This window comes from Pandoraea pneumonica (assembly GCF_049918595.1).
Classification (GTDB): Bacteria; Pseudomonadota; Gammaproteobacteria; order Burkholderiales; family Burkholderiaceae; genus Pandoraea; species Pandoraea pneumonica_A.
Genome location: NZ_JBNCRZ010000003.1, coordinates 269,514 through 294,179, shown reverse-complemented (window position 1 = coordinate 294,179; position 24,666 = coordinate 269,514). Strand labels below are relative to the sequence as shown.

Annotated in this window: 21 protein-coding genes and 1 tRNA gene; 14 read left to right on the top strand and 8 right to left on the bottom strand. The window is 61.8% G+C overall.

The features are described 5' to 3' along the window. The first annotated feature begins 11 nt into the window (after positions 1-11). The 4 genes from aceE (at position 12) to lpdA (ending at position 6,936) form a co-directional block, all read left to right on the top strand. Positions 12-2,699, top strand: a complete 2,688-nt coding sequence (gene aceE, locus ACPWR9_RS13845) for a pyruvate dehydrogenase (acetyl-transferring), homodimeric type (protein WP_426298478.1) — start codon at positions 12-14, stop codon at positions 2,697-2,699. A 97-nt stretch (positions 2,700-2,796) separates the two neighbouring features. Next, the gene (gene aceF / locus ACPWR9_RS13840) at positions 2,797-4,491 is read left to right on the top strand and encodes a dihydrolipoyllysine-residue acetyltransferase (RefSeq protein WP_426298476.1); all 1,695 of its coding nucleotides are present in this window, start codon (positions 2,797-2,799) and stop codon (positions 4,489-4,491) included. A gap of 61 nt (positions 4,492-4,552) precedes the next feature. Further along, positions 4,553-5,134: an MFS transporter gene (locus ACPWR9_RS13835; protein WP_150678619.1), complete on the top strand. Its 582-nt coding sequence runs from the start codon at positions 4,553-4,555 to the stop codon at positions 5,132-5,134. Positions 5,135-5,154: 20 nt separating this feature from the next. Further along, a complete protein-coding gene (lpdA, locus tag ACPWR9_RS13830) occupies positions 5,155-6,936 on the top strand; it encodes a dihydrolipoyl dehydrogenase (RefSeq protein ID WP_426298474.1) in 1,782 nt (593 codons plus the stop codon). A gap of 289 nt (positions 6,937-7,225) precedes the next feature. Here the strand turns inward: lpdA and ACPWR9_RS13825 are convergent, their stop codons facing one another. Further along, positions 7,226-7,786 (bottom strand): phasin family protein, encoded by a 561-nt coding sequence (locus ACPWR9_RS13825; protein WP_150678617.1) that lies wholly within the window; start codon positions 7,784-7,786, stop codon positions 7,226-7,228. 483 nt (positions 7,787-8,269) lie between these two features. Between ACPWR9_RS13825 and ACPWR9_RS13820 the strand changes: the two genes are divergently transcribed. The 5 genes from ACPWR9_RS13820 (at position 8,270) to ACPWR9_RS13800 (ending at position 13,692) form a co-directional block, all read left to right on the top strand. Continuing rightward, positions 8,270-9,211 (top strand): histone deacetylase family protein, encoded by a 942-nt coding sequence (locus ACPWR9_RS13820; RefSeq protein WP_426298472.1) that lies wholly within the window; start codon positions 8,270-8,272, stop codon positions 9,209-9,211. A gap of 125 nt (positions 9,212-9,336) precedes the next feature. Continuing rightward, positions 9,337-10,374, top strand: a complete 1,038-nt coding sequence (locus ACPWR9_RS13815; protein WP_426298470.1) for a DMT family transporter — start codon at positions 9,337-9,339, stop codon at positions 10,372-10,374. A gap of 19 nt (positions 10,375-10,393) precedes the next feature. After that, entirely contained in the window at positions 10,394-11,242 is an 849-nt protein-coding gene (locus ACPWR9_RS13810) for a nitroreductase (RefSeq protein ID WP_426298468.1), read from the top strand. Between the two features lie 188 nt (positions 11,243-11,430). Next, the gene (pbpG, locus tag ACPWR9_RS13805) at positions 11,431-12,699 is read left to right on the top strand and encodes a D-alanyl-D-alanine endopeptidase (protein WP_426298466.1); all 1,269 of its coding nucleotides are present in this window, start codon (positions 11,431-11,433) and stop codon (positions 12,697-12,699) included. Positions 12,700-13,167: 468 nt separating this feature from the next. Next, on the top strand, positions 13,168-13,692 hold the full coding sequence (locus ACPWR9_RS13800) for a hypothetical protein (RefSeq protein ID WP_426311999.1): 525 nt from the start codon (positions 13,168-13,170) through the stop codon (positions 13,690-13,692). On the opposite strand, the gene ACPWR9_RS13795 is transcribed toward ACPWR9_RS13800, so the two are convergent. Next, entirely contained in the window at positions 13,693-14,520 is an 828-nt protein-coding gene (locus tag ACPWR9_RS13795) for an IclR family transcriptional regulator (RefSeq protein ID WP_426298462.1), read from the bottom strand. A 105-nt stretch (positions 14,521-14,625) separates the two neighbouring features. Here ACPWR9_RS13795 and ACPWR9_RS13790 point away from each other — a divergent pair, with 105 nt between their 5' ends. From ACPWR9_RS13790 to ACPWR9_RS13775, 4 genes are all read left to right on the top strand, one after another. After that, positions 14,626-15,438 (top strand): hypothetical protein, encoded by an 813-nt coding sequence (locus ACPWR9_RS13790; RefSeq protein ID WP_426298460.1) that lies wholly within the window; start codon positions 14,626-14,628, stop codon positions 15,436-15,438. A gap of 202 nt (positions 15,439-15,640) precedes the next feature. Next, on the top strand, positions 15,641-16,924 hold the full coding sequence (locus ACPWR9_RS13785; protein WP_426312000.1) for a hypothetical protein: 1,284 nt from the start codon (positions 15,641-15,643) through the stop codon (positions 16,922-16,924). 93 nt (positions 16,925-17,017) lie between these two features. Next, positions 17,018-17,743 carry a (Fe-S)-binding protein gene (locus tag ACPWR9_RS13780; protein WP_426298456.1) on the top strand — a complete coding sequence of 242 codons (726 nt, stop codon included), beginning with the start codon at positions 17,018-17,020 and terminating at the stop codon, positions 17,741-17,743. Positions 17,744-17,825: 82 nt separating this feature from the next. Further along, a complete protein-coding gene (locus ACPWR9_RS13775) occupies positions 17,826-19,235 on the top strand; it encodes a lactate utilization protein B (protein WP_426298454.1) in 1,410 nt (469 codons plus the stop codon). A 7-nt stretch (positions 19,236-19,242) separates the two neighbouring features. Here ACPWR9_RS13775 and ACPWR9_RS13770 read toward each other — a convergent pair whose 3' ends face one another. The 6 genes from ACPWR9_RS13770 to ACPWR9_RS13745 form a co-directional block, all read right to left on the bottom strand. Further along, positions 19,243-19,902, bottom strand: a complete 660-nt coding sequence (locus ACPWR9_RS13770) for an amino acid ABC transporter permease (RefSeq protein WP_150678606.1) — start codon at positions 19,900-19,902, stop codon at positions 19,243-19,245. A gap of 136 nt (positions 19,903-20,038) precedes the next feature. After that, on the bottom strand, positions 20,039-20,836 hold the full coding sequence (locus ACPWR9_RS13765; RefSeq protein WP_426298452.1) for a transporter substrate-binding domain-containing protein: 798 nt from the start codon (positions 20,834-20,836) through the stop codon (positions 20,039-20,041). 86 nt (positions 20,837-20,922) lie between these two features. Then, complete coding sequence (locus tag ACPWR9_RS13760; RefSeq protein ID WP_426298450.1) at positions 20,923-21,951, bottom strand: quinone-dependent dihydroorotate dehydrogenase; 1,029 nt, start codon at positions 21,949-21,951, stop codon at positions 20,923-20,925. Between the two features lie 112 nt (positions 21,952-22,063). Next, on the bottom strand, positions 22,064-22,876 hold the full coding sequence (locus tag ACPWR9_RS13755; protein WP_426298448.1) for an arginyltransferase: 813 nt from the start codon (positions 22,874-22,876) through the stop codon (positions 22,064-22,066). Further along, entirely contained in the window at positions 22,873-23,637 is a 765-nt protein-coding gene (gene aat, locus ACPWR9_RS13750) for a leucyl/phenylalanyl-tRNA--protein transferase (protein ID WP_426298446.1), read from the bottom strand. Before aat ends, ACPWR9_RS13755 begins: the two co-directional genes overlap by 4 nt. Positions 23,638-23,667: 30 nt before the next feature. Then, on the bottom strand, positions 23,668-24,282 hold the full coding sequence (locus tag ACPWR9_RS13745) for an NUDIX hydrolase (RefSeq protein ID WP_246182470.1): 615 nt from the start codon (positions 24,280-24,282) through the stop codon (positions 23,668-23,670). 199 nt (positions 24,283-24,481) lie between these two features. On the opposite strand from ACPWR9_RS13745, the gene ACPWR9_RS13740 reads away from it, so the two are divergent. Then, positions 24,482-24,558: transfer RNA gene (locus ACPWR9_RS13740), tRNA-Met, on the top strand. Positions 24,559-24,666: the final 108 nt, after the last annotated feature.

Below are 24,666 nucleotides of genomic sequence, written 5' to 3'. Positions count from 1 at the left end.
AAGGAGACACCATGTCCGCCGTACCTGAAGAAGCCCTGAAGATCGTGTCCCCTGCGGACGCCGATCCCCAAGAAACGCAAGAATGGCTGGCCTCGCTCGAAGGCGTGCTGGCTGCCGAAGGCCCGGAGCGCGCCCACTACCTGCTCGAGAAGTTGATTGAATTCGCCCGTATCAATGGCGAACATCTCCCGTTCTCGGCCAATACCCCCTACATCAACACCATCCCCGTCGACCAGCAGGCCCGTATCCCGGGCGATCAGGAGATCGAGCACAAGATTCGCTCGTACACTCGCTGGAATGCGATCGCGATGGTGCTGCGTGCCGGCAAGGACACGAACGTCGGCGGCCACATCGCCTCGTTCGCCTCGGCCGCGACGCTGTACGACGTCGGTTTCAACCACTTCTGGCACGCCCCGTCCGACAAGCACGGCGGCGACCTGGTGTTCGTGCAGGGCCACTCGTCGCCGGGCGTTTATAGCCGCGCGTACTTGTTGGGCCGTCTGGAAATGAGCCAGCTCGAGAACTTCCGTCAGGAAGTCGATGGCGGCGGTCTGTCGTCGTACCCGCACCCGTGGCTGATGCCGGATTTCTGGCAGTTCCCGACGGTGTCGATGGGTCTGGGCCCGATCATGGCGATCTATCAAGCTCGCTTCATGAAGTACCTCGAGTCGCGCAACGTCGTGCAGACCGAGGGCCGTAAGGTCTGGGCGTTCCTGGGCGATGGCGAAACGGATGAACCGGAGTCGCTGGGCGCCATCGGTATGGCCGGACGCGAACACCTCGACAACCTCGTGTTCGTGATCAACTGCAACCTGCAGCGCCTGGACGGCCCGGTGCGCGGTAACGGCAAGATCATTCAGGAACTCGAATCGGAATTCCGCGGTGCCGGTTGGAACGTCATCAAGGTCATCTGGGGCAGCCGCTGGGATGCACTCCTTGCGCGCGACAAGAAGGGCCTGTTGATGAAGCGCATGATGGAATGCGTGGACGGCGAGTATCAGACGTACAAGTCGAAGGACGGCGCCTATGTGCGCGAGAACTTCTTCAATACGCCTGAGCTGAAGGCCATGGTGGCCGACTACTCCGACGAAGATATCTGGGCGCTCAATCGCGGCGGCCACGATCCGCACAAGATCTACGCAGCGTACCAATCGGCAACGCAGCACAAGGGTCAACCGACCGTCATCCTGGCCAAGACCATCAAGGGCTATGGCATGGGCGAAGCCGGTCAGGCCATGAACATCACCCACCAGCAAAAGAAGATGCCGGTGGAGTCGCTCAAGAAATTCCGCGACCAGTTCAAGCTGCCGCTGACCGACGACGAAATTGCTGATGTGCCGTACGTCAAGTTCGAAGAAGGTTCGAAGGAACTCGAGTACATGCGCGCTCGCCGTATGGAACTCGGTGGCTACCTGCCGCAGCGCCGTACCAAGGCCGCTTCGCTGCCGGTGCCGGCTCTGAGCGCTTTCGATGCACTGCTCAAGGCGACTGCCGAAGGCCGTGAAATCTCGACGACGATGGCCTTCGTGCGCATTCTGAATGTGCTGCTCAAGGACAAGGCGCTGGGTCAGCGTATCGTGCCGATCGTGCCGGACGAGTCGCGTACCTTCGGTATGGAAGGCCTGTTCCGCCAGATCGGTATCTGGAGCCAAGTTGGTCAGCGTTACATCCCGCAAGATCAGGACCAATTGATGTTCTACAAGGAATCTGAGAACGGTCAGATTCTGCAAGAAGGCATCAACGAAGCGGGCGGTATGTGCGATTGGATCGCCGCAGCCACGTCGTACTCGACGCACGGCGAAACGATGATCCCGTTCTACATCTTCTACTCGATGTTCGGCTTCCAGCGCATTGGCGATCTGGCCTGGGCGGCTGGCGACATGCGCGCCCGCGGCTTCCTGGTTGGCGGTACCGCCGGTCGTACCACGCTCAACGGTGAAGGTCTGCAACACGAAGACGGTCACTCGCTGCTGTGGGCATCGTCGATTCCGAACTGCCTGCCGTACGATCCGACGTTCGCCTTCGAACTGGCTGTGATCGTTCAAGACGGTCTGCGCCGCATGGTGCAGGATCAGGAAGACGTGTACTACTACCTGACCGTGATGAACGAGAACTACGCGCACCCGGCCATGCCGGAAGGCGTTGAGCAAGACATCCTGAAGGGGATGTACGCGTTCCGTCGCGGCGAAGACAACAAGAAGGCACCGCGAGTGCAGCTGTTGGGTTCGGGCACGATCTTCAATGAAGTGATCGCTGCGGCCGAGATGCTCAAGAACGACTGGGGCGTCGAATCGGATCTGTGGAGCTGCCCGAGCTTCACGGAGCTGTCGCGCGAAGGCAATGACGTCGCACGCTACAATCTTCTGCACCCGACCGAGACGCCGCGTCTGTCGCACGTCGAGAAGTGCCTGAACGATACGCGTGGCCCGGTCATTGCATCGACCGACTACATCCGTACGTACGCTGATCAGATTCGTCCGTTCGTGCGCGGTCGTTACGTGGTGCTCGGTACCGACGGCTATGGCCGTTCGGATACGCGTGAGAAGCTGCGTCACTTCTTCGAGGTGGATCGTAACTGGGTGACGGTCGCTGCGCTCAAGGCGCTGGCCGACGAAGGCACGCTGCCGGCAAGCAAGGTTGCCGAAGCGATTGCCAAGTACAACCTGGATCCGAATAAACCCAACCCGATGACCGTCTAAAGGCCGCTTCGCGCGGCAGCCGCGTCCGCCAACCGCCCCCCAGCGGTTGGTGGATGCGCGCCGCACGGCAAGCGCAGCCTCGAGGAGACTGTGGAAAATGAGTCAAGTGATCGAAGTGAAAGTCCCGGACATCGGTGACTTCAAAGACTTGCCCGTCATCGACGTGCTGGTCAAAGCGGGTGACAAGATCGACGCCGAACAGGCGCTGATCACCCTGGAGTCGGACAAGGCCACGATGGACGTGCCGAGCCCGGCTGCCGGCGTTATCAAGGCACTGAGCCTGAAGGTCGGCGATGAAGTGTCGGAAGGTTCGCTGATTCTGACGCTCGAGACCGTGAATGGCTCGGGCGCACAAGCCAACGGTGCGGCTGCCCCGGCCGCTGCCCCTGCTGCCGCGCCGCAAGCCGCCGCTGCACCGACAGCGCCAGCAGCTCCGGCTGCTGCACCGGCGCCCGCCGCACCTGCTGCCGCTGGTGGCACGAGCAAGATCGATGTGAAGGTGCCGGATATCGGCGGCTACGACGATGTGCCCGTGATCGAAGTGCTGGTCAAGGTGGGCGACACCGTGACGGCCGAGCAGTCGCTCGTTACGCTGGAATCGGACAAGGCCTCGATGGATGTGCCGAGCCCGGCCGCTGGCGTCGTCAAGGAAATCAAGGTCAATGTCGGTGACAAGGTCTCCGAAGGTTCGTTGATCGTGGTGCTCGAAGGTGCCGCTGCTGCACCGGCCAAGGCCGCCACGGCTCCTGCACCTGCACCGCAAGCCGCTGCCCCGGCGCCTGCCGCAGCGCCCGCTGCTCCGGCACCGGCGCCTGCCGCCGCACCGGCCCCTGCGCCGGTCGCCGCAGCCCCGACGGGTAATCAACCGATTAGCCACGCTAGCCCGTCGGTGCGCAAGTTTGCGCGCGAACTGGGCGTGGAAGTCACGCAAGTCAAGGGAACGGGGCCGAAGGGCCGTGTGACCGTCGACGACGTGCGCAACTTCATCAAGAGCGCGCTGGCCGGTGGCAATCGTCCGGCAACTGGTGGCGCTGCACCCGCCGGTGGTGGCGAACTGAATCTGCTGCCGTGGCCGAAGATCGACTTCTCGAAGTTCGGTCCGGTCGAACCGAAGGCACTCTCGCGCATCAAGAAGATTTCGGGTGCGAACCTGCATCGCAACTGGGTCATGATCCCGCACGTCACGAACAACGACGAAGCGGACATCACTGAACTCGAAGCCTTCCGCGTGCAGTTGAACAAGGAAAACGAAAAGGCCGGCGTCAAAGTGACGATGCTCGCGTTCGTGATCAAGGCCGTCGTGATGGCCCTGAAGAAATTCCCGACGTTCAACGCTAGCCTCGACGGCGACAACCTCGTCTTCAAGCAGTACTTCCATGTGGGCTTCGCCGCTGACACGCCGAACGGCCTGGTCGTGCCGGTGGTGCGCGATGCCGACAAGAAGGGTGTGTTCGAAATCGCACGCGAGACGTCGGACCTGGCCAAGCTTGCCCGCGAAGGCAAGCTCAAGCCGGATCAGATGCAAGGCGGTTGCTTCTCGATCTCGTCGCTCGGCGGTATCGGCGGCACCACGTTCACGCCGATCATCAATGCGCCGGAAGTGGCCATTTTGGGTCTGTCGCGTTCGTATCAGAAGCCGGTGTGGGATGAGCGCAAGCAACAATTCCTGCCGCAACTGACGCTGCCGCTGTCGCTGTCCTACGATCACCGCGTGATCGACGGCGCCGAAGCGGCTCGCTTCAACGCCTACCTGGGCCAACTGCTGGCGGACTTCCGTCGCGCAATGCTGTAATGGCGCACGCTACCGGCCGCGCGCTAGCATCGGCCGGTAGCTGCGGACGAGGAGGGGCACCATGACCACCGTGGTAGTCGTCAAGAAAGCGGGCGAGATCGCGATTGCCGCCGATTCGCTCGTGACGTTCGGCGACACGCGACTGTCGCAGTCCTACGAGGAGAACCGCAAGGTGTTTCTCGTGGGCGATTCGTATATCGGGTTGGCCGGTACGACGGCGCATTTTCCGGTCATGCGAGCCATTCTGTCGGGCATGAGCGACGAGTGCCGTCTGCACTCGCGCGACGAAGTGTTCCGTACGTTCTGCCGCGTCCATCAGAAGCTCAAGGAAGAGTATTTCCTCAATACGAAGGAGGAAGAAGACGATCCGTACGAGTCGTCGCAGATCACCTGTGTGATTGCGAATCCGACCGGCATTTACGGCGTTTATTCCTACCGGGAAGTGTTTGTTTTCGATCGGTTCTGGGGCATCGGATCGGGGCGCAATTTTGCCCTCGGTGCCATGTATGCCCTCTACGATCAGGATCTGAGCGCAAGCGCCATCGCCGAGGCCGGCGTCAAAGCGGGTGCGGAATTCGACAAGAGCTCCGCGGGTCCGTTTCAGGTGCACACGTTTCCGATCGATACCACCATCAAGTCATAAATGCGACAGGGAGACCCCGCATGAGTCTCATTGAAGTCAAGGTGCCGGATATCGGCGCAGAGGGCGTGGATGTCATCGAAGTGATGATCAAGCCCGGCGATAAGATCGCTAAGGATGCGTCGCTCATTACGCTGGAGTCCGACAAGGCCTCCATGGAAGTGCCCTCGGAAGTCTCGGGCACGGTCAAGGAAGTGAAGATCAAAGTGGGCGACAAAGCGAGCCAAGGCACGCTGATCGCCATCGTCGAAGCCGACGACGCCGGTGCCGCGAAAGCCGCTGCACCCGCCGCGCCGGCTGCGGCCCCCGCACCCGCCAAGCCTGCACAGGCATCGGCACCTGCCACCCCGGCAGCGCCGGCGCCGGCGGCTGCCACGCATAGCGGCGGTGCCGACACCGAATGCGAAGTGCTCGTGCTGGGCGCTGGCCCGGGTGGGTACTCGGCCGCCTTCCGTTCGGCCGACATGGGCCGCAAGACCGTGCTCGTCGAACGCTATGCAACGCTGGGTGGCGTGTGTCTGAACGTGGGTTGCATTCCGTCGAAGGCACTGCTGCACACGGCCGCCGTGCTCGAAGAAGCGCAGTCGCTGGGTCACCATGGCATCTCGTTCGCCAAGCCGGAAGTCGATCTCGACAAGCTGCGTGCGTACAAGGACAGCGTGGTCGGCAAGCTGACGGGCGGTCTGGCCGGCATGGCCAAGATGCGTAAGGTCGAAGTCGTGCGCGGTGTGGGCACCTTCCTCGATCCGAACCACATCGAAGTGGTCGCCGAAGACGGCAGCAAGCGCGTGGTGAAGTTCGCTCAGGCGATCATCGCCGCCGGCTCGCAGGCCGTGAAGCTGCCTTTCCTGCCGGAAGATCCGCGTATCGTCGACTCGACGGGCGCACTCGAACTGCGCCAGTTGCCGAAGAAGATGCTGGTCATCGGCGGCGGCATCATCGGCCTGGAAATGGCGACGGTGTATAGCGCGCTCGGCACCGAAATCGATGTCGTCGAAATGCTCGACGGACTGATGCAAGGCGCCGATCGCGATCTGGTCAAGGTCTGGGAGAAGATGAATGCCAAGCGTTTTGGCCGCGTCATGCTCAAGACCAAGACGGTGGGTGCGGAAGCCAAGGACGACGGCATTTACGTCAAGTTCGAAGGCGAAGCGGCACCGGCTGAACCGCAACGTTACGATCTGGTGTTGGTCGCCGTGGGCCGTAGCCCGAACGGCAAGAAGATCGGTGCCGAGAAGGCGGGCGTGGTAGTGGGCGATCGCGGTTTCATTTCGGTCGACAAGCAGATGCGCACGAATGTGCCGAACATCTTCGCTATCGGCGATATCGTCGGTCAGCCGATGCTCGCGCACAAGGCCGTGCACGAAGCGCACGTTGCCGCGGAAGCGGCCGCGGGCGAGAAGGCTTACTTCGATGCGATTCAGATTCCGTCGGTGGCCTACACCGATCCGGAAGTGGCTTGGGCCGGTAAGACCGAAGACCAGTTGAAGGCCGAAGGCGTGAAATACGGCAAGGCCGTGTTCCCGTGGGCCGCTTCGGGTCGTGCTATCGCTAACGGACGCGATGAAGGTTTCACCAAGGTGCTGTTCGACGAAGAGACGCACCGCATCGTGGGCGGTGCTATCGTTGGCACGCACGCGGGTGACCTGATCGGCGAAATCTGTCTGGCGGTCGAGATGGGGGCTGACGCGGTGGACATCGGCAAGACGATTCACCCGCACCCGACGCTGTCGGAATCGGTCGGTATGGCCGCAGAGATCTACGAAGGTGTTTGCACCGACGTGCCGCCGGCGCGCAAGAAGTAACGCAACGGCATAAGAGGTAACCGAAGAAGCATTCGAGCGGCATTCGACGTTCAGGTGCCCGGGTTGAAGCTTCAACGCAAAACCGCCACTCCCTCACGGGATGGCGGTTTTGTTTTTTGGGAGGGGCAGGGCGGCAGCGGCGGGTAGCACCCCAAAAAGAAAACCCGGCGCGGGGCCGGGTTCGAAAGGTACCTGCGGTACCGAGGAGACAACTGGTGTCGCGGCATCCAACGGGACTACCGCGATCAATTCTCAAGCGCCCCTCGTGAAGCAAACAGGACGCAGACGATTACTTCTTGGCGGTTGCGGCGCGCGAGGCTTGAGCAGCAGCCTTGGTCGCAACGTTGGTCGCAGCAGCGAAGTTCGTTTCAGCGATTTCAACGGCTTGCTTGGTCGCCTTTTGCACGCTGTCGAATGCGCTGTTGGCAGCGGACAGGGCCGACTTGGCGAGTGCAACGGCCGACTCGGAACCGGCCGGTGCGTTCTTGGCCAGGTTGTCGAACAGCGCTTGCACATTCTGCGAGCTCTCAGCCAGTTGGGCTTCGGCCACCTTGGTCACTTCGGCTTGCGTCGACGAAGCGATTTCATACAGGTGACGGCCGTAAGCGAGTGCCTTTTCGGCAGCCGGTTGGACGAGGTTAGCTTGCAGAGCGAGCAGTTCCTGCGCGTCCTTCACAGCGAAAGCCTTTTGCGCGGTCGATGCGGATTCTGCGAGCGATGCTTTCACAGCTTGCAGGTTCAGTTCGACGAGCTTTTCAACGCCTTCAAAGGCTTTGTTGGTCAGGCCAAACAGGGTTTCAAGGTTGGCCTTATGGGCGGCAGCGAGTTGCTCGGGGGTCAGAAACGACATGGCGTTCTCCTATGGTGTCATACACAACATATCGACCCACTCCGTGTTCGCTTGTTGGTTCTCACCTTATTTCGGTGAAAACACGGTTGGGGCCTTTCGGTGAGTGCGATGTTCTTTGTTGCATCGCACAATTGCAAGTGTAGAGATATTTTTGTCGCTGTCAAGTCTTTTTTGTGCGCCGCAGCAATTCAACAAAAGCTTACAAAATCAAAAGGTTGAGGCGTGTGTGAACAATGCGTGACACCGCGCTGCGGCGAATTCTCACACCTCCCCGGAAAGCCTTGATTGGTGCGGCTTTGCACCGATTGGGGGCGCGGCGAACCTGACGCGCCGGTGGTACTATCGTCGGGTTCCGGCACTGGCGGAGCGGTGACTCGCAGCGTAAATCCGAAGGGTTTTTCTAATCGGCGGCGGCGGACCGCACGTCGGTGCCGATGTCGTTCAACGCCTTTTGCGTGCCGCGTCCGCCGGCCAATCGTGTCGATGCAAGCGTTTTACAGCGACCATTTCGTCCTGCCTCTCCCCCCCGGGCACCGGTTCCCCATGGAAAAGTACGCGCGGTTGCGCGAAAGGGTGGCGGCCGAGCTACCGCAGGTGACCTTGGCGGAAGCGTTGCCTGCCGACGACACGATGCTGCGACGAGTCCATTCGGCCGATTACGTGGCTCGCGTGAGTGCGGGCGCACTCGACACTAAGGAACAGCGCGACATCGGGTTCCCCTGGTCGACACAGATGGTCGAGCGCTCGCGACGTTCTGCGGGCGCGACCGTGGCCGCATGCCGGGCGGCGCTGGTCGATGGCGTGGCCGCCAACCTGGCTGGCGGCACGCATCACGCGTACGCCGACCGCGGCGAAGGGTTCTGTGTATTCAACGACGCGGCGGTGGCGGCACGCGCGATGCAGGCCGAGCTCGGCGCCGGGACGCGCGTGGCCATCATCGATCTCGATGTGCATCAGGGCAATGGCACGGCGGCGATCTTCGAACATGACGCCAGCGTCTTCACGCTATCGATGCATGGCGAACACAATTATCCGTTTCACAAGGCGCGCGGCGATCTCGATATCGCACTGCCCGACCAGTGCGGCGACGACGACTATCTGATCGCCCTCGGGCACGCATTGACAGACCTATTCGCGCAGTTCACCCCGTCGCTTGTGATTTATCTCGCCGGCGCCGACCCCTTGGAAAACGATCGGCTTGGCCGTCTATCGCTCACGCACGATGGCTTGCTGGCGCGCGATCGCAAAGTGCTCACGGCTTGCGTGGAGCGCGGGCTGCCGGTGGCCATTGCGATGGCGGGTGGCTACGGGCGCGACATCGATCAAACCGTCGCTGCACACTTTGCGACACTTCGACTGGCCAGCCAATTCCAACGAACCGGCCGTCGACTTCAGGAAGTCACGATGCAGAGCATCCTCGCATGACCGATCGGACTGAGGGGGCTGTGTCTACCGCCGCCAATTCAACGAGCCAAGCAAAGCGCCCAACCACTCACCCGGCGACACCGGTATCCCCTGCAAGCGGACGTGCGTCGATCTGGTCTGCCGCCATGCCGTGGTGGTTCGTTCTCATATGGAGCACAGGCTTCATCGTCGCCAAATACGGCATGCCAAATGCCGAACCGTTGACGTTTCTCGCGCTTCGTTACGGCGGCACGCTCGTGGTGATGCTGCCCATTGCGCTGCTGACCGGCACGCCGTGGCCGCGCCGCAACGTCGATAGCGGCAATGCGACCAATGCGGCCCGTGGGGCCACTGGGGGCGCCGGGGGTAACGGCGCCAATGGGATCGGTTCGCGAGAGGGCAAGGGGCCGGTGGATTGGGCGCTCTACGGTCACCTCGCCGTGTCTGGCATTCTCATTCAGGCGGTTTATCTAGGTGGCGTCTGGGCAGCGATCAAGCATGGGGTGCCCGCCGGGTTGGCGGCTTTGATCGTCGGCATTCAGCCATTGCTCACCGCACTGTTCGCGAGACTCATCGGCGAGCCGGTGTCGCGGCGTCAATGGCTGGGTCTGTTGTGCGGGTTTGTCGGTGTCGGGCTGGTCGTCGCCAACAAAGTTGGCGTGCGCGGCGTCGGCATGGGGGCGATTGCATTGTGCGTGCTGAGTCTGGTGGCTATCACCGCGGGCACGCTTTATCAAAAGCGCTTCTGCGCACACTTCGATTTACGCGTCGGCACGATCGTACAGTTCGGTGCCGCTTTCGCGGTGACGTTGCCCGCCGCCTGGTGGCTCGAAACCATGCAAGTGCGATGGAACGCCGAAATGCTCGGCGCGCTGACGTGGTCGATTTTGGCACTCTCGATCGGTGCCATCTCGCTCTTGTTCTTGTTGATCCGGCATGGTGCCGCCACCAAAGTGTCGAGCCTCATGTATCTGACGCCACCGACCACGGCGGTCATGGCCTGGTTGCTGTTTGGCGAGACGCTCTCGCCGCTGAGCGCAGCGGGGATGGTGGTGGCCGCGCTGGGTGTCGCGCTGGTGATCGAGCGCAGCGACCGGCGTTCGGCTTCGGGATCGGCGTCTCCATCCACATCGGCAAAACGCACATCGTCAGCCACACCTCACGCCGACAAAACCCATTCGTAAAAGTTACGTAGAAGACGCTATGAAACATGACCATCCGCACGGGGCGGGCCCGCAGAACGGACAAACGGCGCAAGCGCATACCGCAGCCAAATCGCACACGAACGACCGAATGCCCGATGGGGCGGGCGTGACAGACGGCCTTGGGGAAAGTACGCCCCCAACGCTTGTCAACGGCTTGACGGGTCTGCGCGTGGAACATGTCGACGAGGCGATTCGTAGTCGCCGGTCGATTCGCGCGTTCCTACCCACGCCGGTGCCGCAGCAGACGGTGGCCGACATGCTTTCGGTGGCGTCGCGTGCGCCGTCCGGCAGCAATATCCAGCCGTGGCAAACCTATGTGCTGACGGGAAATTCGCTGACCGCGCTCACCACGCGCCTGCTCGACACGTTCAACGATCCAGCGCAGCGCGTGATGCACGAGGAAGAATATGCGTACTACCCGCGCGAATGGACCGAGCCGTATCAGGCGCGGCGTCGCAAGGTGGGGTGGGACTTGTATGGTTTGCTCGGGATCGGGCGTGAGGACAAGGAGCGCATGCATGGTCAGCATGGCCGCAACTTCCGCTTCTTCGATGCACCGGTGGGGCTGATCTTCACGATCGACCGGCATCTGGAGCAGGGGAGTTGGCTGGACTACGGCATGTTCCTGCAAAGCATCATGGTCGCAGCGCGGGCGCGCGGGCTCGACACGTGTGCGCAGGCGGCGTTTGCCGTGTACCCGCGCGTGATTGCCGAGGTGTTGCGCTTGCCGGAATCTCGCATGGTGGTCTGTGGCATGGCGTTGGGTTATGCCGATCCGGCCGCGGCCGAGAATCAGCTCGTCACCGAGCGTGCGCCACTCGACGATTGGGCGCACTTTTTGAATTAACGTATATCAAGATTTTGGAGTTTTTTGGCATTTTGTGGCGAGTGTTGCATTTGCCTGGTTGCGGTGCACAAAACTGCCAGATGCCGGTTTAAGTATTTCAGCTAAGTCATTCATATTGCTTATTTTTTGGGAAGTTACTAAACTTCTCCCAAACTCGTTGCCTGCCAACCTTTCGCTACCCCCAATCTATGTACGCGATCACCACCCTTGCACGTTTGTGCCGCGCCCGCCTCTGGGGTGCTGCCGTCGTGGCGATCTCGCTCGCTGCCGGTGCGCCGGCCGTTGTCCACGCAGCCGGTAAGACGAGCGAATGCTCGCCCAAGACTGCCAAGACTGCGGCTCAGAAGCGCGCCTGCGCGAACGCTAAGCCCGTCGCAAAATCCACCACCAAAGTCAGCGCGAAACGCGCCGTCGCTACCACGGCCTCGCGCGATACGAAAAGCGCGACGAAAGCCGGCGGTAAAGCACGCAAGCTCGCAGCTGTCGACGACGACGGACCTGCGGCGAAGCGCGTTGCCGTCAAACGTGTCGTTTTCAAGAACGGCAAGCGTCATGTCGTGACGTCGTATCGCACCGTCAACTTTGCCCCGCAAGCCCCGGAGCGTCTCTCGACCGGCCGTGCTTTCGGTCTGCATGAAACGCCTGACGCGCTCGCGCTGCGTTCGTCCGTGGCTTATGTGATCGACGAGCGTACCGGCGAGTCGCTGTTCGACAAGAATTCCCAAGCCGTGCTGCCGATCGCTTCGATCTCGAAGCTGATGACGGCCATGGTGTCGCTCGACGCCGGTATCCCGATGACGGAGCCGATGGAAGTGACCGACGAAGATCGCGACTACGAGAAGGGTACGGGGTCGCGCCTGTCGGTGGGCTCGCGCCTGTCGCGTGAAGACATGCTGCACATCGCGCTGATGTCGTCGGAAAACCGTGCGGCAGCGGCGCTCTCGCGCTACTTCCCGGGCGGACGTCCGGCGTTCCTGGCCGCGATGAATCGCAAGGCCAAAGAACTCGGCATGAACGATACGCACTTCAATGACCCGACCGGGTTGTCGAGCCAGAACGTATCGAGCGCGCGTGACCTCGTGAAGATGGTCAAGGCCGCTTATCAGTACCCGATGATTCGTCGCTTCTCGACCGATACCAACTACGACGTCAACACTGGCCGTCGTGAGTTGCATTACGCGAGCACGAACCATTTGATCGGTCATCCGGGCTGGGAAATCGGCCTGCAAAAGACGGGCTACATCAACGAAGCGGGTCAGTGCCTCGTGATGCAGGCGAACGTCGATGGTCGGCCGGTCATCATGATTCTGCTGGACTCCACCGGCAAGTATTCGCGCTTCGCCGACGCCACGCGCGTTCGCAAGTGGTTGCTTGAAGGTGGCGGCACGACGCCGCAACGCACGGCGGGCAACACCCCGACCGCACAAGTGGCAACGAACGGCGCACATGCGCTGTAAGTCACCGCAAGGCATCGCAGTAAGTTAAATTTCGCCGACGCGCCTCGCGCGCGCAGCGATCCAAAAAGGCGCTCCCCCGGGAGCGCCTTTTGTTTTTGGGTTCGTCAGATAACACTTCGGACACCTGATTTCCGATGCGCAGCCTCATCTCACGTAAGTCGACGCCCGATTGTCAAAGCGTATGGCGTATGGCCGTCTAACCTTCCGGCTGGCAGTTGGACGGCGTCGACAACGCTGTTGAGCCGACGCTCAGCAACGACGACGAAATGGGAATGCGGAGGCGATATGAATATTGGAAGAATCAACGCGATGGTGCTCGCCGATGAGCGCCAGATCGGTAGGCAGTACGCTCACCCGACGGCACCTCGGTCGCGAAGCATGGGGCAAATCTATGCGCACATCGAAGCGAATCTAAAGCACGCGAGGCAGTGCGCGATCGACGCGGCAGGCGGTGCGACGTTCTCGCACATGGCGGGCGAAATCGACGACTTTCAGGCGTGTGTCGACCGGTTCGTCGGGCAGGCGAGACGGCGCAGCGACTTCAGCCTGGGGCGTGGCATACGCGGTAATGGATTCAAGCGGTCGGTGCGAGGCCAGTGGGATGTGGCGAACCCGTCGAACCTGACCCCGTCCGCGCACAGACTTCACAAATGTCTGCTTGAAATCGATGGCCGCAGCGGAGAAATTCTGTCGCGGGCGAAGACCCATCGGGTAAACGTCGCGATGTCGACGGCAGCACGTATTTTCGAGCGTGATAACGAGATCTTCGCGCAAGCCTATGCAATGCTGGCAAATGACCTGGCGATGATCACATCACAAGTGGCGAGGATACCTGGTGGCACGACGGCGTCGACATCGGGGATGGCAACGGTGACGCCGTCCGAGGCGCCGCCGCCATATTCGCCGGACGATATGCAGACAGACGACGCTCCCGCTTGCGCAGCACCGCCGTACTGCCAGCCATCCGCCCCGCCGAATACGCCGCGGCTGTAATTACTCGGCCGTGACCCCGTGCGACGCCATATGGCCAGCGTCCGGCGTGGGCACGTGAAAGCCCAGCGACGCCGAGATCAGCAGTGCCGTTTCGTTCAGGTTGGCGAGCCACGCGTCTTGAAGACGATCCGCGGGCGCCGAGAGCGACAGTCCAGCCACGAGCTTGCCGCTGTCGTCGTAAATGCCCGCCGCAATACAGCGCACGCCGAGTTCGAGTTCTTCGTTATCGCGGGCATAGCCCGATTTGCGCACGTGGCTCAGTTCGCGTTCGAGCTTTTGCAAGTCGGTGATGCTGTTGCGCGTGTGCCCGGACAAACCGGTGCGCGTTGCATAAGCGCGCACGCGTGCCGCTTCGTCGGCCGCCAGAAACAGCTTGCCGACCGACGTCAGATGCAAGGGCGCATGACCGCCGATGGCGCGCACGACTTGCATGCCAGAGCGCTCGCTATAGGCGCGTTCGATGTAGACGATTTCGTCGCCTTGGCGTACCGACAAGTTGACCGTTTGCCCGGTGATGCGGTGCAAGCCGCGCATCGGCGAGAGGGCGGCATCGCGTACCGAGAGGCGTGCTTTGACGAGATTGCCGAGTTCGAGCAAGCGCATGCCGAGCCGGTAAGTGCCCGGGTCGCAGCGGTCGACGAAGCGGCAAGCCACCATGTCGTTGAGGATGCGGTGTGCAGTGGAAGGATGGAGTTCGGTGGACTGCGCCAACTCCTTGAGACTGACGGGGTCGGCATGTCCGGCCAGCGCATCGAGCAGTCGCATCATGCGCTCGATTACCTGAATGGACGTGCGCGACTCCGCGCCTTGCGTGCTGTCGTCTTTCATTGGGTAGGGCCGAGTTTCGTATAGCGTCGATTCTATATCATATGGTGAAAAATTCGCAGGACTTCCCGTAGAGGAATCTTGCGAATCGCAGAAGGAGAAGATGGGATGGAAGCAATGAACGCCCTTCAGGCGAGCCGCCAGCGGCCGCGCACAGGTACGTGGTGCACTGCGATCGGGGCGCCAGTGGCGGGACAGGGGCTGCGCGGCGCCGCCTTTGCCAGAGACGTTCGAAAGTGTCTTCAGGCGGGGCGGCGCGATGTGCCGGTGCCGTTTCCGGTACGTGTGCCGAAGACCATTCGGGATGCCCGGCGTCTGCTCGAAGACGATCTCCAAGAAGTGATGCGTCAAGTGGCGCCATCCAGCCGATGGAACGGGCATCACGCACCGCAAGTCAGCTCGGTCACGGCTTTGCTCAATACGGTGGATGCCGAAGTTTGCCGTTTGGGCGAAACCAAGGATTGCACCTCGAGGTTCCTCGACAAGCTGCTCGGGGCTAAGACGCCGACCGTGCGTGATCAGTTCGACCGCAAGCGCCACCTCACGCGCACGGCCAAAGCACTGTTCGACGAACTCGTCTGCATGCAGACATCGACCCACGGCTTGCGTTACGGCCTGCAATGCCGCGGTCTCGACTGGCGTTGGGCACCCAATGATTTCCTGATACCTGCGCGCAGCGGCGAGTGGATCGCTCAGCATGCGGCAATCGACGGCGTCAACATGGCCCGTCAGGCCATGCTGATTGCGTTTGCCGCAGGGCAGCGGGACGGGGGCGAGCGGCATTCGGCATCGTTCCGGGGCATCGCAAACGCACACAGGCAATTGGCGGCGATATGCGATCAAAGTGCTGCCGCGATGGAGCGTATTCGCGAAGATGCGCGGTTCGCCGAGTGGCAGTCGCGCGTGGGAGTGGACCTCTAGGCGAATCGATACCGCTCTGGATGCGTTGAGCCACCGTAGCGGGGAGTGCGTCGATTCCATGGAACCTGCCGACGCAATCCGAAAGAGATTGATACCGTCCCTCGCTACGATTCAGTTCCCCATTTCACGCACGGCGCTCAGTGGCTGCGACGAAGTGCAGACGCTTGCCGGTGCCGATGCATCACAACGGAGGAGAGCTGTCATGGCGTACCTGGCGAGTCACCCTGGCGTCACGATGCGGGCGTTGGAGCCATGGAGTGTTTTCGAAAAGGAGGGACACCAGAAGGACGCACTGCCAACCTATAAGCAGGCGATGACCGTTCATCGAAGGGGGCCGATAACGGCAAGCACGGCGAAGTCGATTGCCGAGAAACGTGCAGTGATTTCCGCGAAATTCGAAGCGCTGAAAAATACACGGTGTGCCCCGAACGTCGACCAGGAATATATCGTTGCCCTGGAGACGAAGTTCGAAAAGATGTTCAAGAAGTCGACATCGGGATATCTGAAAGGCGGTATGTGGGACGGGTTCTGGCGCTATTTGAAGATGCAGGATAAGTGGTGGCCGCACTATATGGTCGGCTATCAACTCACCGAAAAGGATATTGAGAAACTGACGCCGTCGGCCAAGCGATTCACGCTAATTCTGGATCACTTTTTAGAAGCACTAGAGCAGGGCCGGCAATTGATGGTCGCGAACGAACAGCTCAAGTCGCTGTGCCCGCCGGGCGACGGTCCGGAGAAGGCAGGCGCGTACGAACAAGAGACGTACCGCGCTGAAACTGACGAGCAGATTTGCCGGCTAGTCGAAGCCAGCGAGCAATTCGGCCATTTGGCAAATCAAGCGATTGATCGGGCCCGCGCACAGGTCTGGCCTGAGAAGAAGCATTACGGAAGACGCTTACTCATCTCGGGCGGCCTCTACCTTGCCGCGGCCATCATTGGCGCAATCGCGTTGGGCGTTTCGACGGGTGGCATCGCGTTTCTAGCATTCACGATGACGTTGTTGCTTCGGGCGGTAAGTCTGGTAAGCATTCGCGGTTTTGATCGTGAGCGAAGCTGGAAATGCGTAGAGACCTTGCTGGACGCAACCGAGAAATTCATCAAACTTGAAGGAGACGCAATGAAGACAGACGTTAGTTTGGCGCATCTACGATTGACGGCGCGCATTAGGGAGGGTCAGGACGCGCTGAAACAGGGGCAAGAAGTACTGAAACAGGGGCAGGAAGGGCTGCAGGGCGGGCTGCAAGTTGCGAACGACAAGCTCGACGACCTTACCGCTGAACTGCGGCGGGTTGCGATAGCCACGGGCGTTTATCCTGCGACGTCTAACGGGGCGTCGTCGAGCGCGGCATCAAGCGCATCGTCGAGTGGGTCATCAAGTGGTGCGTCGACACCGGCGGGCTCGCCGCCGAAGCCGCCTCCGGCACCGCTGCTTCGGACGCAATCCCTCGGTTATTTCACCCCCGACGCCAGCCGCTTCGCCTGACGCCACGGCTATGCGCCGCATGCGGGAATCCACGCTGGGCCGTCGCGGCCCAGCGGCCTATAATGGCGCATTATTCCCAGAAGAGGATTCCCCATGCGCGTCGGACTCTTTGTCACGTGTCTGATCGACCTGATGCGTCCGGAGATCGGTTTCTCGACGCTCAAGCTGCTCGAGACCGCCGGCTGCGAAGTCATCATCCCCGACTCCCAGACCTGCTGCGGTCAACCGGGCTACAACTCCGGCGAGCGCGCCATCGCCCGCGATCTCGCTCAGAAATTCCTCGATGAATTCGAAAGCTTCGACTACGTCGTCGTGCCTTCGGGCTCGTGCGGCGGCATGGTCAAAGCGCACTACGGCGACCTCTTCGCCGACGATCCCGAACTCATGGGCCGCTACGAGCGCCTGCGCCCGCGCGTGTATGAGCTCACCGATTTTCTGGTGAACGTGCTGCATGTCGAGACGGTTCCTGGTGACTTCAATGGTGTCGTGACCTATCACGACTCGTGCTCGGGCCTGCGTGAGCTCGGTGTCAAAACCCAACCGCGTGCGCTGCTCGCCAAGATGCCGGGCGTCAAGGTGAACGAGATGAAAGACTGCCAGGCCTGCTGTGGCTTCGGTGGCACCTTCGCGCTCAAGTACGGCGACATCTCCACGGCCATCGTCGATGAAAAGTGCGCCAATATTGCGGCCTCTGGTGCACCTGCGGTGGTACTTGGCGATCTGGGCTGCATGCTCAATATCGAAGGCCGCCTGCGCCGCACCGGCGACACCAAGACGCGCGTGCTGCATATCGCACAAGTGCTCGCTGGCGATGCCTGAGCACACGGTGCGTTTTCCGACTTTTCCGCCCACCTGCGCCGCCGTTGCGCGCGGGTGCGCTCATCATTTCTCGTGAGCCGCGATGCAAGTTCAATCGATGCAATTCAAGGCGCGTGCGGGGCAGAAGCTCGCCGATCAGCGTCTCCAGGCCAATCTCAAAAAGCTCTCGACCAAGTTCGTCACGGCACGCGCGACCGCCATCGAAGAGATCGATTTCGATGCGACGCGCGAGGCGCTCAAGGAGCGGCGTAACCGCGGCCTCGAGAACCTCGATGTCTGGCTGGCCATGTTCGAGCGCGAAGCCACGCGCCGGGGTGCGACGGTCCTCTTCGCCGAGTCGACGCAAGACGCGGCGCGCCTGATTGCCGAGATCGCGCGCAAGCATGACGTGAAGAAGGTGATCAAGTCGAAGTCGATGGTCACCGAGGAGCTTCAGCTCAACAAGGTGCTCGCCGACATGGGCGTGCAGTCGGTGGAGACCGATCTGGGCGAATACATCCTCCAGATCAACGATAACGAGCCGCCGTCGCACATCATCGCGCCGGTGGTGCACAAAGATAAAGACGAGGTCGCCGATCTGTTCGCGCGTGTGCATCAGAAGCCGCGCCTGACCGAGATTCCGGCGATGACGCGCGAGGCGCGCGAGATGCTGCGCCCGCAGTTTCTGTCGGCGGATATGGGCGTGACCGGCGGTAACTTCCTCATCGCCGAGACCGGCTCGGTTGCCGTGGTGACCAACGAAGGCAACGAGGGCATGTGCACGATCATGCCGCGCGTGCACGTGGCGGTGACCGGCATTGAGAAGGTGTTGCCGACGCTCGAAGACTTGGCCACTGCTATGCGCCTGTTGCCGCGCTCGGCGACGGGGCAGGGCACGTCGAACTATTTCTCGCTGCTGACCGGCACGCGTGCCGCGGGCGAAGTCGATGGCCCCGATCACATGTATTTCGTGCTCGTCGACGGCGGCCGTACTGGCTTGATCGGCGGCGCGTTTCAGGAAATGTTGCGCTGTATCCGCTGCGGCGCTTGCATGAATCACTGCCCGGTGTATCAGAAGATTGGCGGACATGCCTACGGCTGGGTTTATCCGGGGCCGATGGGTTCGGTGCTGACGCCGAGTTATGTCGGGTTGGAAAAGACGCTCGACTTGCCGCAAGCAGCGACATTGTGTGGCGAATGCAATCGCGTGTGCCCGGTGGGCATTCCGATTTCGGACTTGCTGCGCAAGCTGCGCGAACGTCAGGTCGATCGTGGCCTGCGTCCGTGGCAGGAACGGGCGGCGCTTGCCGCGTGGGGCTTCGCGGCGCGGCGTCCGCGTTTGTACTCGGCGCTGTCGGGGCTGGGTACGTGGGTGCTGGGTCGCATGGGGCGTGATCGCGGCAGCATTTCGAAGCTGCCGTTCGCCGGTGGCTGGACCAACACGCGCGAGATGCCTGCGCCGAGCGGAAAGACATTCCGCGCGATGTATCGCGAGCGTCGCGCGCCGCGCTAAATTTGCCTCAATGCCGCGAAGGTAGCGCCAAACGCTTCTCGATGCGGCGCTGCAATGCGGAAAGCCCCGTCGACAGCACCCAATAAATCGCCGCACACGCGAGATAGAGGGGCAGCGGCTGATACGTCGACGCGATCACTTCCTGCGCCGAGCGTAGCAACTCGGTCACGGTAATCACCGAGACGAGCGACGTGTCTTTGATCAGGCTGATGAGACTGTTGCCGAGGCTCGGCACCGCCATGCGCAATGCTTGCGGGCCGATCACGTAGCGCAACGTCTGCCAGTACGACAACCCGAGACTGTACGACGCGAGCCACTGACCGCGCGGCATGCCTTCGAGCGCGCCGCGCATGCTCTCGGACAGATAGGCGCCCACGTTAAGGCTGAGCGTCAGCACACCGGCCGGTGTGGGCTCAAGCGAAATGCCGACACTGGGCAAGCCGTAATAGATCACGAAGATCTGCACCAGCAGCGGCGTGCCGCGCATGATGCTGACGTATCCGCGGGCCAGGGCGCGGAACACGCGGATCTTGCCGATCCCCATGATCGCGACGACGATGCCCAGCGCCAGACCGAACACCATCGACATCACGGCGAACTTGATCGTGAGGACGGTGCCCTGCAACAGCACGGGCAGGGATTGTGCGGCGAGTTCGAATGGATCCATGGCGGGGGGATAGATCGTTTTAGATCGTGCTAAACGGCAAAGGCCGACGCCCGCAAGTCTGCGTGGCGTCGGCCGTGTTTATGCGCTCTGCGGTGTTGTCGGCAGGCGCGCTGTTATGTTTTTCAGCGTGACTCGATTACTTCGCCGGCTTCGAGGTGTCTTCGCCGAACCACTGTTGCGAGAGCTTGGCGAGCGAGCCGTCCTGTTTCATCTGCGTGAGCGCGTCGTCGATGGCCTTCGCAAATTGCGGATTGCCCTTACGGAACGGAATGCCCACCGACTCGTTGGCGCCCTGCAAGACCGCGCCCGGGCGCAGCGGCAGATTCGATGTCTTGATCAGATACGCGAGCATCAGACGGTCGTTGAGCGCGGCGTCGATACGCTGCGAAGCCAGATCACGCAGATATTCAGGTGCACCCGGGTACGTACGCACGTCGATGCCCGGCACCGACTTGGCCAGCGTGTTGTAGTTGCTGCCCAGGCTTACGCCGAGTTTCTTGCCCTTGAGATCGTCAAGCGATTTGAATTCGCGCTTGTCGTCTTTGCGCTGAATCAGTTGCGCGGCGGAATACACATACGGCTGGCTGAAGTCGACCGACTTCTTGCGCTCGTCGGTAATCGCGACCTGATTGACGATGACGTCGAACTTGCCCGAGACGAGCCCGCCGATGATGCCGCTCCATTCGGTCGTCACGAACACCGGCTTCACGCCGAGCTTGGCGGCCACGGCTTTGGCGACGTCGACGTCGAAACCTTCCAAGTCACCGTTCGTGCCGCGATAGTTGAACGGCGGGTAGGTGCCCTCGATACCGATCTTCAACACACCGGCCGACTTCACGGTGTCGAGCAAATCGGCAGCGCGCGCGGCGGACGTGCCCACAAGGGCGGCAGCGGCCAGCGGCACGAGGCACAACGTCTTGAGCCAGGTTTTCATAGTGATGAGTTCTCCGTCGAATGAAAGCGCGCCGCTTGCCAGCGAGATCGACTCGCTCGGTCCAGCCTGAACAAGCTGATGACAGATCAGGCCGGTCGCAACGCTTGCACGCATTCTCGCACTAGCTCGGGGCCGCGGTAAATCAATCCGCTATACACCTGAACCAGGCTCGCGCCGGCGTCGAGCTTCGCACGTGCGTCGGCGCCCGAGAGAATGCCGCCCACGCCGATGATCGGCAGTGCGCCGCCCAATTCCTTCGCCAGCGCGCGGATCACACGGTTCGATGCGTCGAACACCGGACGTCCCGACAGCCCGCCGGTTTCGTTGGCATTCGGCTGACCGGCGACGGCTTCGCGCGAGAGTGTGGTGTTGGTGGCAATAACACCGTCGAACCCGTGGCGCGTGAGCGTACCGGCAATGACCTTGATCTGCTCGTCGTCGAGATCCGGCGCGATCTTGAGGGCGATCGGAACGTACTTACCATGCCGATCGGACAACGCGCTCTGCTTTTCCTTGAGCTTGCCGAGCAACGCGTCGAGCTCGTCGCCGCCTTGCAGTTGGCGCAGGTTCTTCGTGTTGGGCGACGAGATATTGACCGTGACGTAGGTGGCGTACGGGTAGACCTTCTCGAGGCAGATCAGGTAGTCGTCGACGGCGCGCTCGATCGGCGTATCGGCGTTCTTGCCGATGTTCAGCCCGAGCGGGCCTTTGTAGCGTGCCGACTGCACGTTTTGCAGAAACTGTTCGACGCCGCCGTTGTTGAAGCCCATGCGGTTGATGATCGCTTCGGCTTGCGGCAGACGGAAGATGCGGGGCTTCGGGTTGCCGGCCTGCGGACGCGGCGTGACCGTGCCCACTTCCACGAAACCGAAACCGAGCGCAGCCAAACCGTCGATGCAACTGCCGTCCTTATCGAGACCGGCGGCCAAACCCACAGGGTTCGGGAAGCGGATGCCCATCACCGTGCGCGGATCTTCCGGCAGCGACTGGCCGACGAGTCCGGCAAGGCCGAGCGAAGCGGCGCCGCGAAGGGTTGCCAGCGTCAGATGGTGGGCTTGTTCGGCATCGAGGCAGAACAGGGCGCGACGAGCCAGGGGATAGAGGGGCGCAAGCACGATGTCGGGTTCGGCAGAATCGGAAAGCCGCCATTTTACCGGTATCCCGGACGCAGAACGCGTCTTTTTCTACGCTCTGCGTACGTCCGGGGTGCTAACGAGCGCACATGGCTTAGTCGGGCTCGTGGCGTTGCACTGGGGGGGGCACGGGCTCGCCAGCGGCGTCGAGCAGGGCGTCGGGCATGTCTTGCCATTGCCCGTCGATCAGCCCTTGCAGCGGGCGGAAATTCGCCTTGTAGACCATCTTCCGGCTCGCCTGAATCCAGTACCCCAGATAGACATGGGGCAGCCCGAGCGCGCGCGCCTGTTCGATCTGCCAGAGGATGTTGTACGTGCCGTAGGATGCGCCTTCGACATCGGGGTCGAAGAACGTGTAGACCGACGACAGGCCGTCGCTCAGGATGTCGACCATGCTGATCATGCGCAGGGTGCCTGCGCCTTGATGACCCGGTGGCTCGCGGAATTCGACCAACCGCGAATTCACGCGGCTTTGCAGCAAGAACTGTTCGTACTGTTCGCGGCTGTCGTGGTCCATGCCGCCACCGGCGTGACGCCGCGACTGGTAGCGCATGTAGAGTTGGTAGTGCTCTTCGGTGTAATGCAGGCCCGACACATTGACCGCGAGGCCCGCGTGACGTCGCCAGATGCGGCGCTGCGTACGGTTCGGCCCGAACCGGTCAATCGGTACGCGCACGGGAACACAGGCGCGGCAACCATCGCAATAAGGGCGGTAAGTGAACACGCCGCTGCGACGAAAGCCTGCGCGAACGAGTTCGCTGTAGACGTCGGAATTGATCAGGTGACTCGGCGTGGCAACTTGCGAGCGCGCCGTGTGGTTATCGAGATAGCTACAGGGATAGGGGGCTGTTGCGTAGAACTGGAGGGCAGACAGCGGGGAGAGCGGCAGTTCGTTGGGATGGGTCACTGCGAAACCTCGTGAGCCTTATCTGCTGCGTTACCGTAGGCCAGGCCGGTGAGGATCTGCTTGTCGAGATGCCAGACCGGCGCGGGGGCCGCGACCGCCTTTTGCACGTGGGTCAGAAACGCGTGGCGGGAGATCTCGCCGCCGCCGAGTGACGCCAAGTGGGCGGTACTTTGCTGGCAGTCTATCACCTCTATTGCGTGTGTGCGTGCAAAGGAGACGAGCGCGGCCAGCGCGATTTTCGAGGCATCGGTGCGTTTGGCGAACATCGATTCGCCGTAAAACATGCGCCCGAGCGCCACGCCATAAAGGCCGCCGACGCGCTCACCTTCGTACCAAGTCTCGACGCTGTGGGCCAGGCCGGCGTCATGCAAGGCGCGATAAGCGGCGACGATGGCCGGTGTGATCCATGTACCGTCCTGACCTCGACGCGGCGCATCTGCGCAAGCGCGCATGACGGCGGGAAAATCGGCATCGAGACGGATTTCCCAGGCGTCTTCGCGCAGCACGCGGCGCAACAATTTGCGGAAGTTGTGACTGACGACGAAGTGCTCGGGGCGAAGCACCATCCGTGGGTCAGGGCTCCACCACAGCACGGGCTGGCCTTGTGAGTACCACGGGAAGATGCCTTGGCGGTAGGCGGCGAGTAGCCGCTGCGGCGAGAGGTCGAGGCCGGCGGCCAACAGGCCGGGCGCTTCGCTGGATGCGGGGAGCGCATTGTCGGCCGGGGGGAACGGATCGGTAGCTTCGAGCCAGACAACCATGTCGGGGCGGCGGGGCGCGATGTGACGCGCTTAGCCGCGCAACATCGGTGTGAGGATGTCCTCGGTGTGCGCCGTATTGACGGGCAGCGCGGGGACCGGGACGCCGGGCACACCTTCGGCCGTGGTGGCCTCCATGTGCACGCCAAACGCCCCTGCACGACGATCTTCAAAGAAGAAGCGTAGCGTCTTGGCCACCGTCGGGAAGGCGATGTCGTCCCAAGGGATCTCGTCTTCGGAGAACAGGGCGACTTCCAGGCTCTCTTCGCCAGCGGCAAATTGCGGCTCGCGCATCTGGGCCAGGTAGAAGATATGAATCTGATTGACGTGCGGGACGTTGAGCAGCGAGAAGAGCGCGCCGACGTCGACGACGGCACCGGCTTCTTCGAGCGTTTCGCGCGCAGCCGCTTGTGAGGTCGTCTCACCCATTTCCATGAAACCGGCGGGCAGTGTCCAGTAACCCAGGCGAGGTTCGATCGCGCGCTTGCAGAGCAACACTTGATCGCCCCAAACCGGCACCGTGCCGAGCACGTTGCGGGGGTTCTGATAATGGATCGTGCCGCAGTTCACGCACACGTGCCGCTCACGGTTGTCACCGGGCGGAATGCGCAACTCGACCGGATGGCCGCAGGCGGAACAGAATTGGATGGGAGGGCGTCGGTTCATGGTTGCTGCGAGTGTATCATCGGCGGCGCGCGCTGTGCGGTGACGCATACGGCGTTGCGGGATAACCCGTTCTATATAGGAAGCGCGCGGCATGTCGAAGCGATGACGACGCGCCCCAAAAAATAATCCGAAGCATTTGTTGCACTGCGATGGCGATTGTCATATAATTTATTTCTTCAGACGCGGGGTGGAGCAGTCTGGCAGCTCGTCGGGCTCATAACCCGAAGGTCACAGGTTCAAATCCTGTCCCCGCAACCAAATTAAAAAGCCTGATTTCCACAAGAAATCAGGCTTTTTGCGTTTTGCCTCCATCGCGCGCCACGCGCATTCAACGTCAACGCAAGCGATATCCGATCTGGGTCTCTC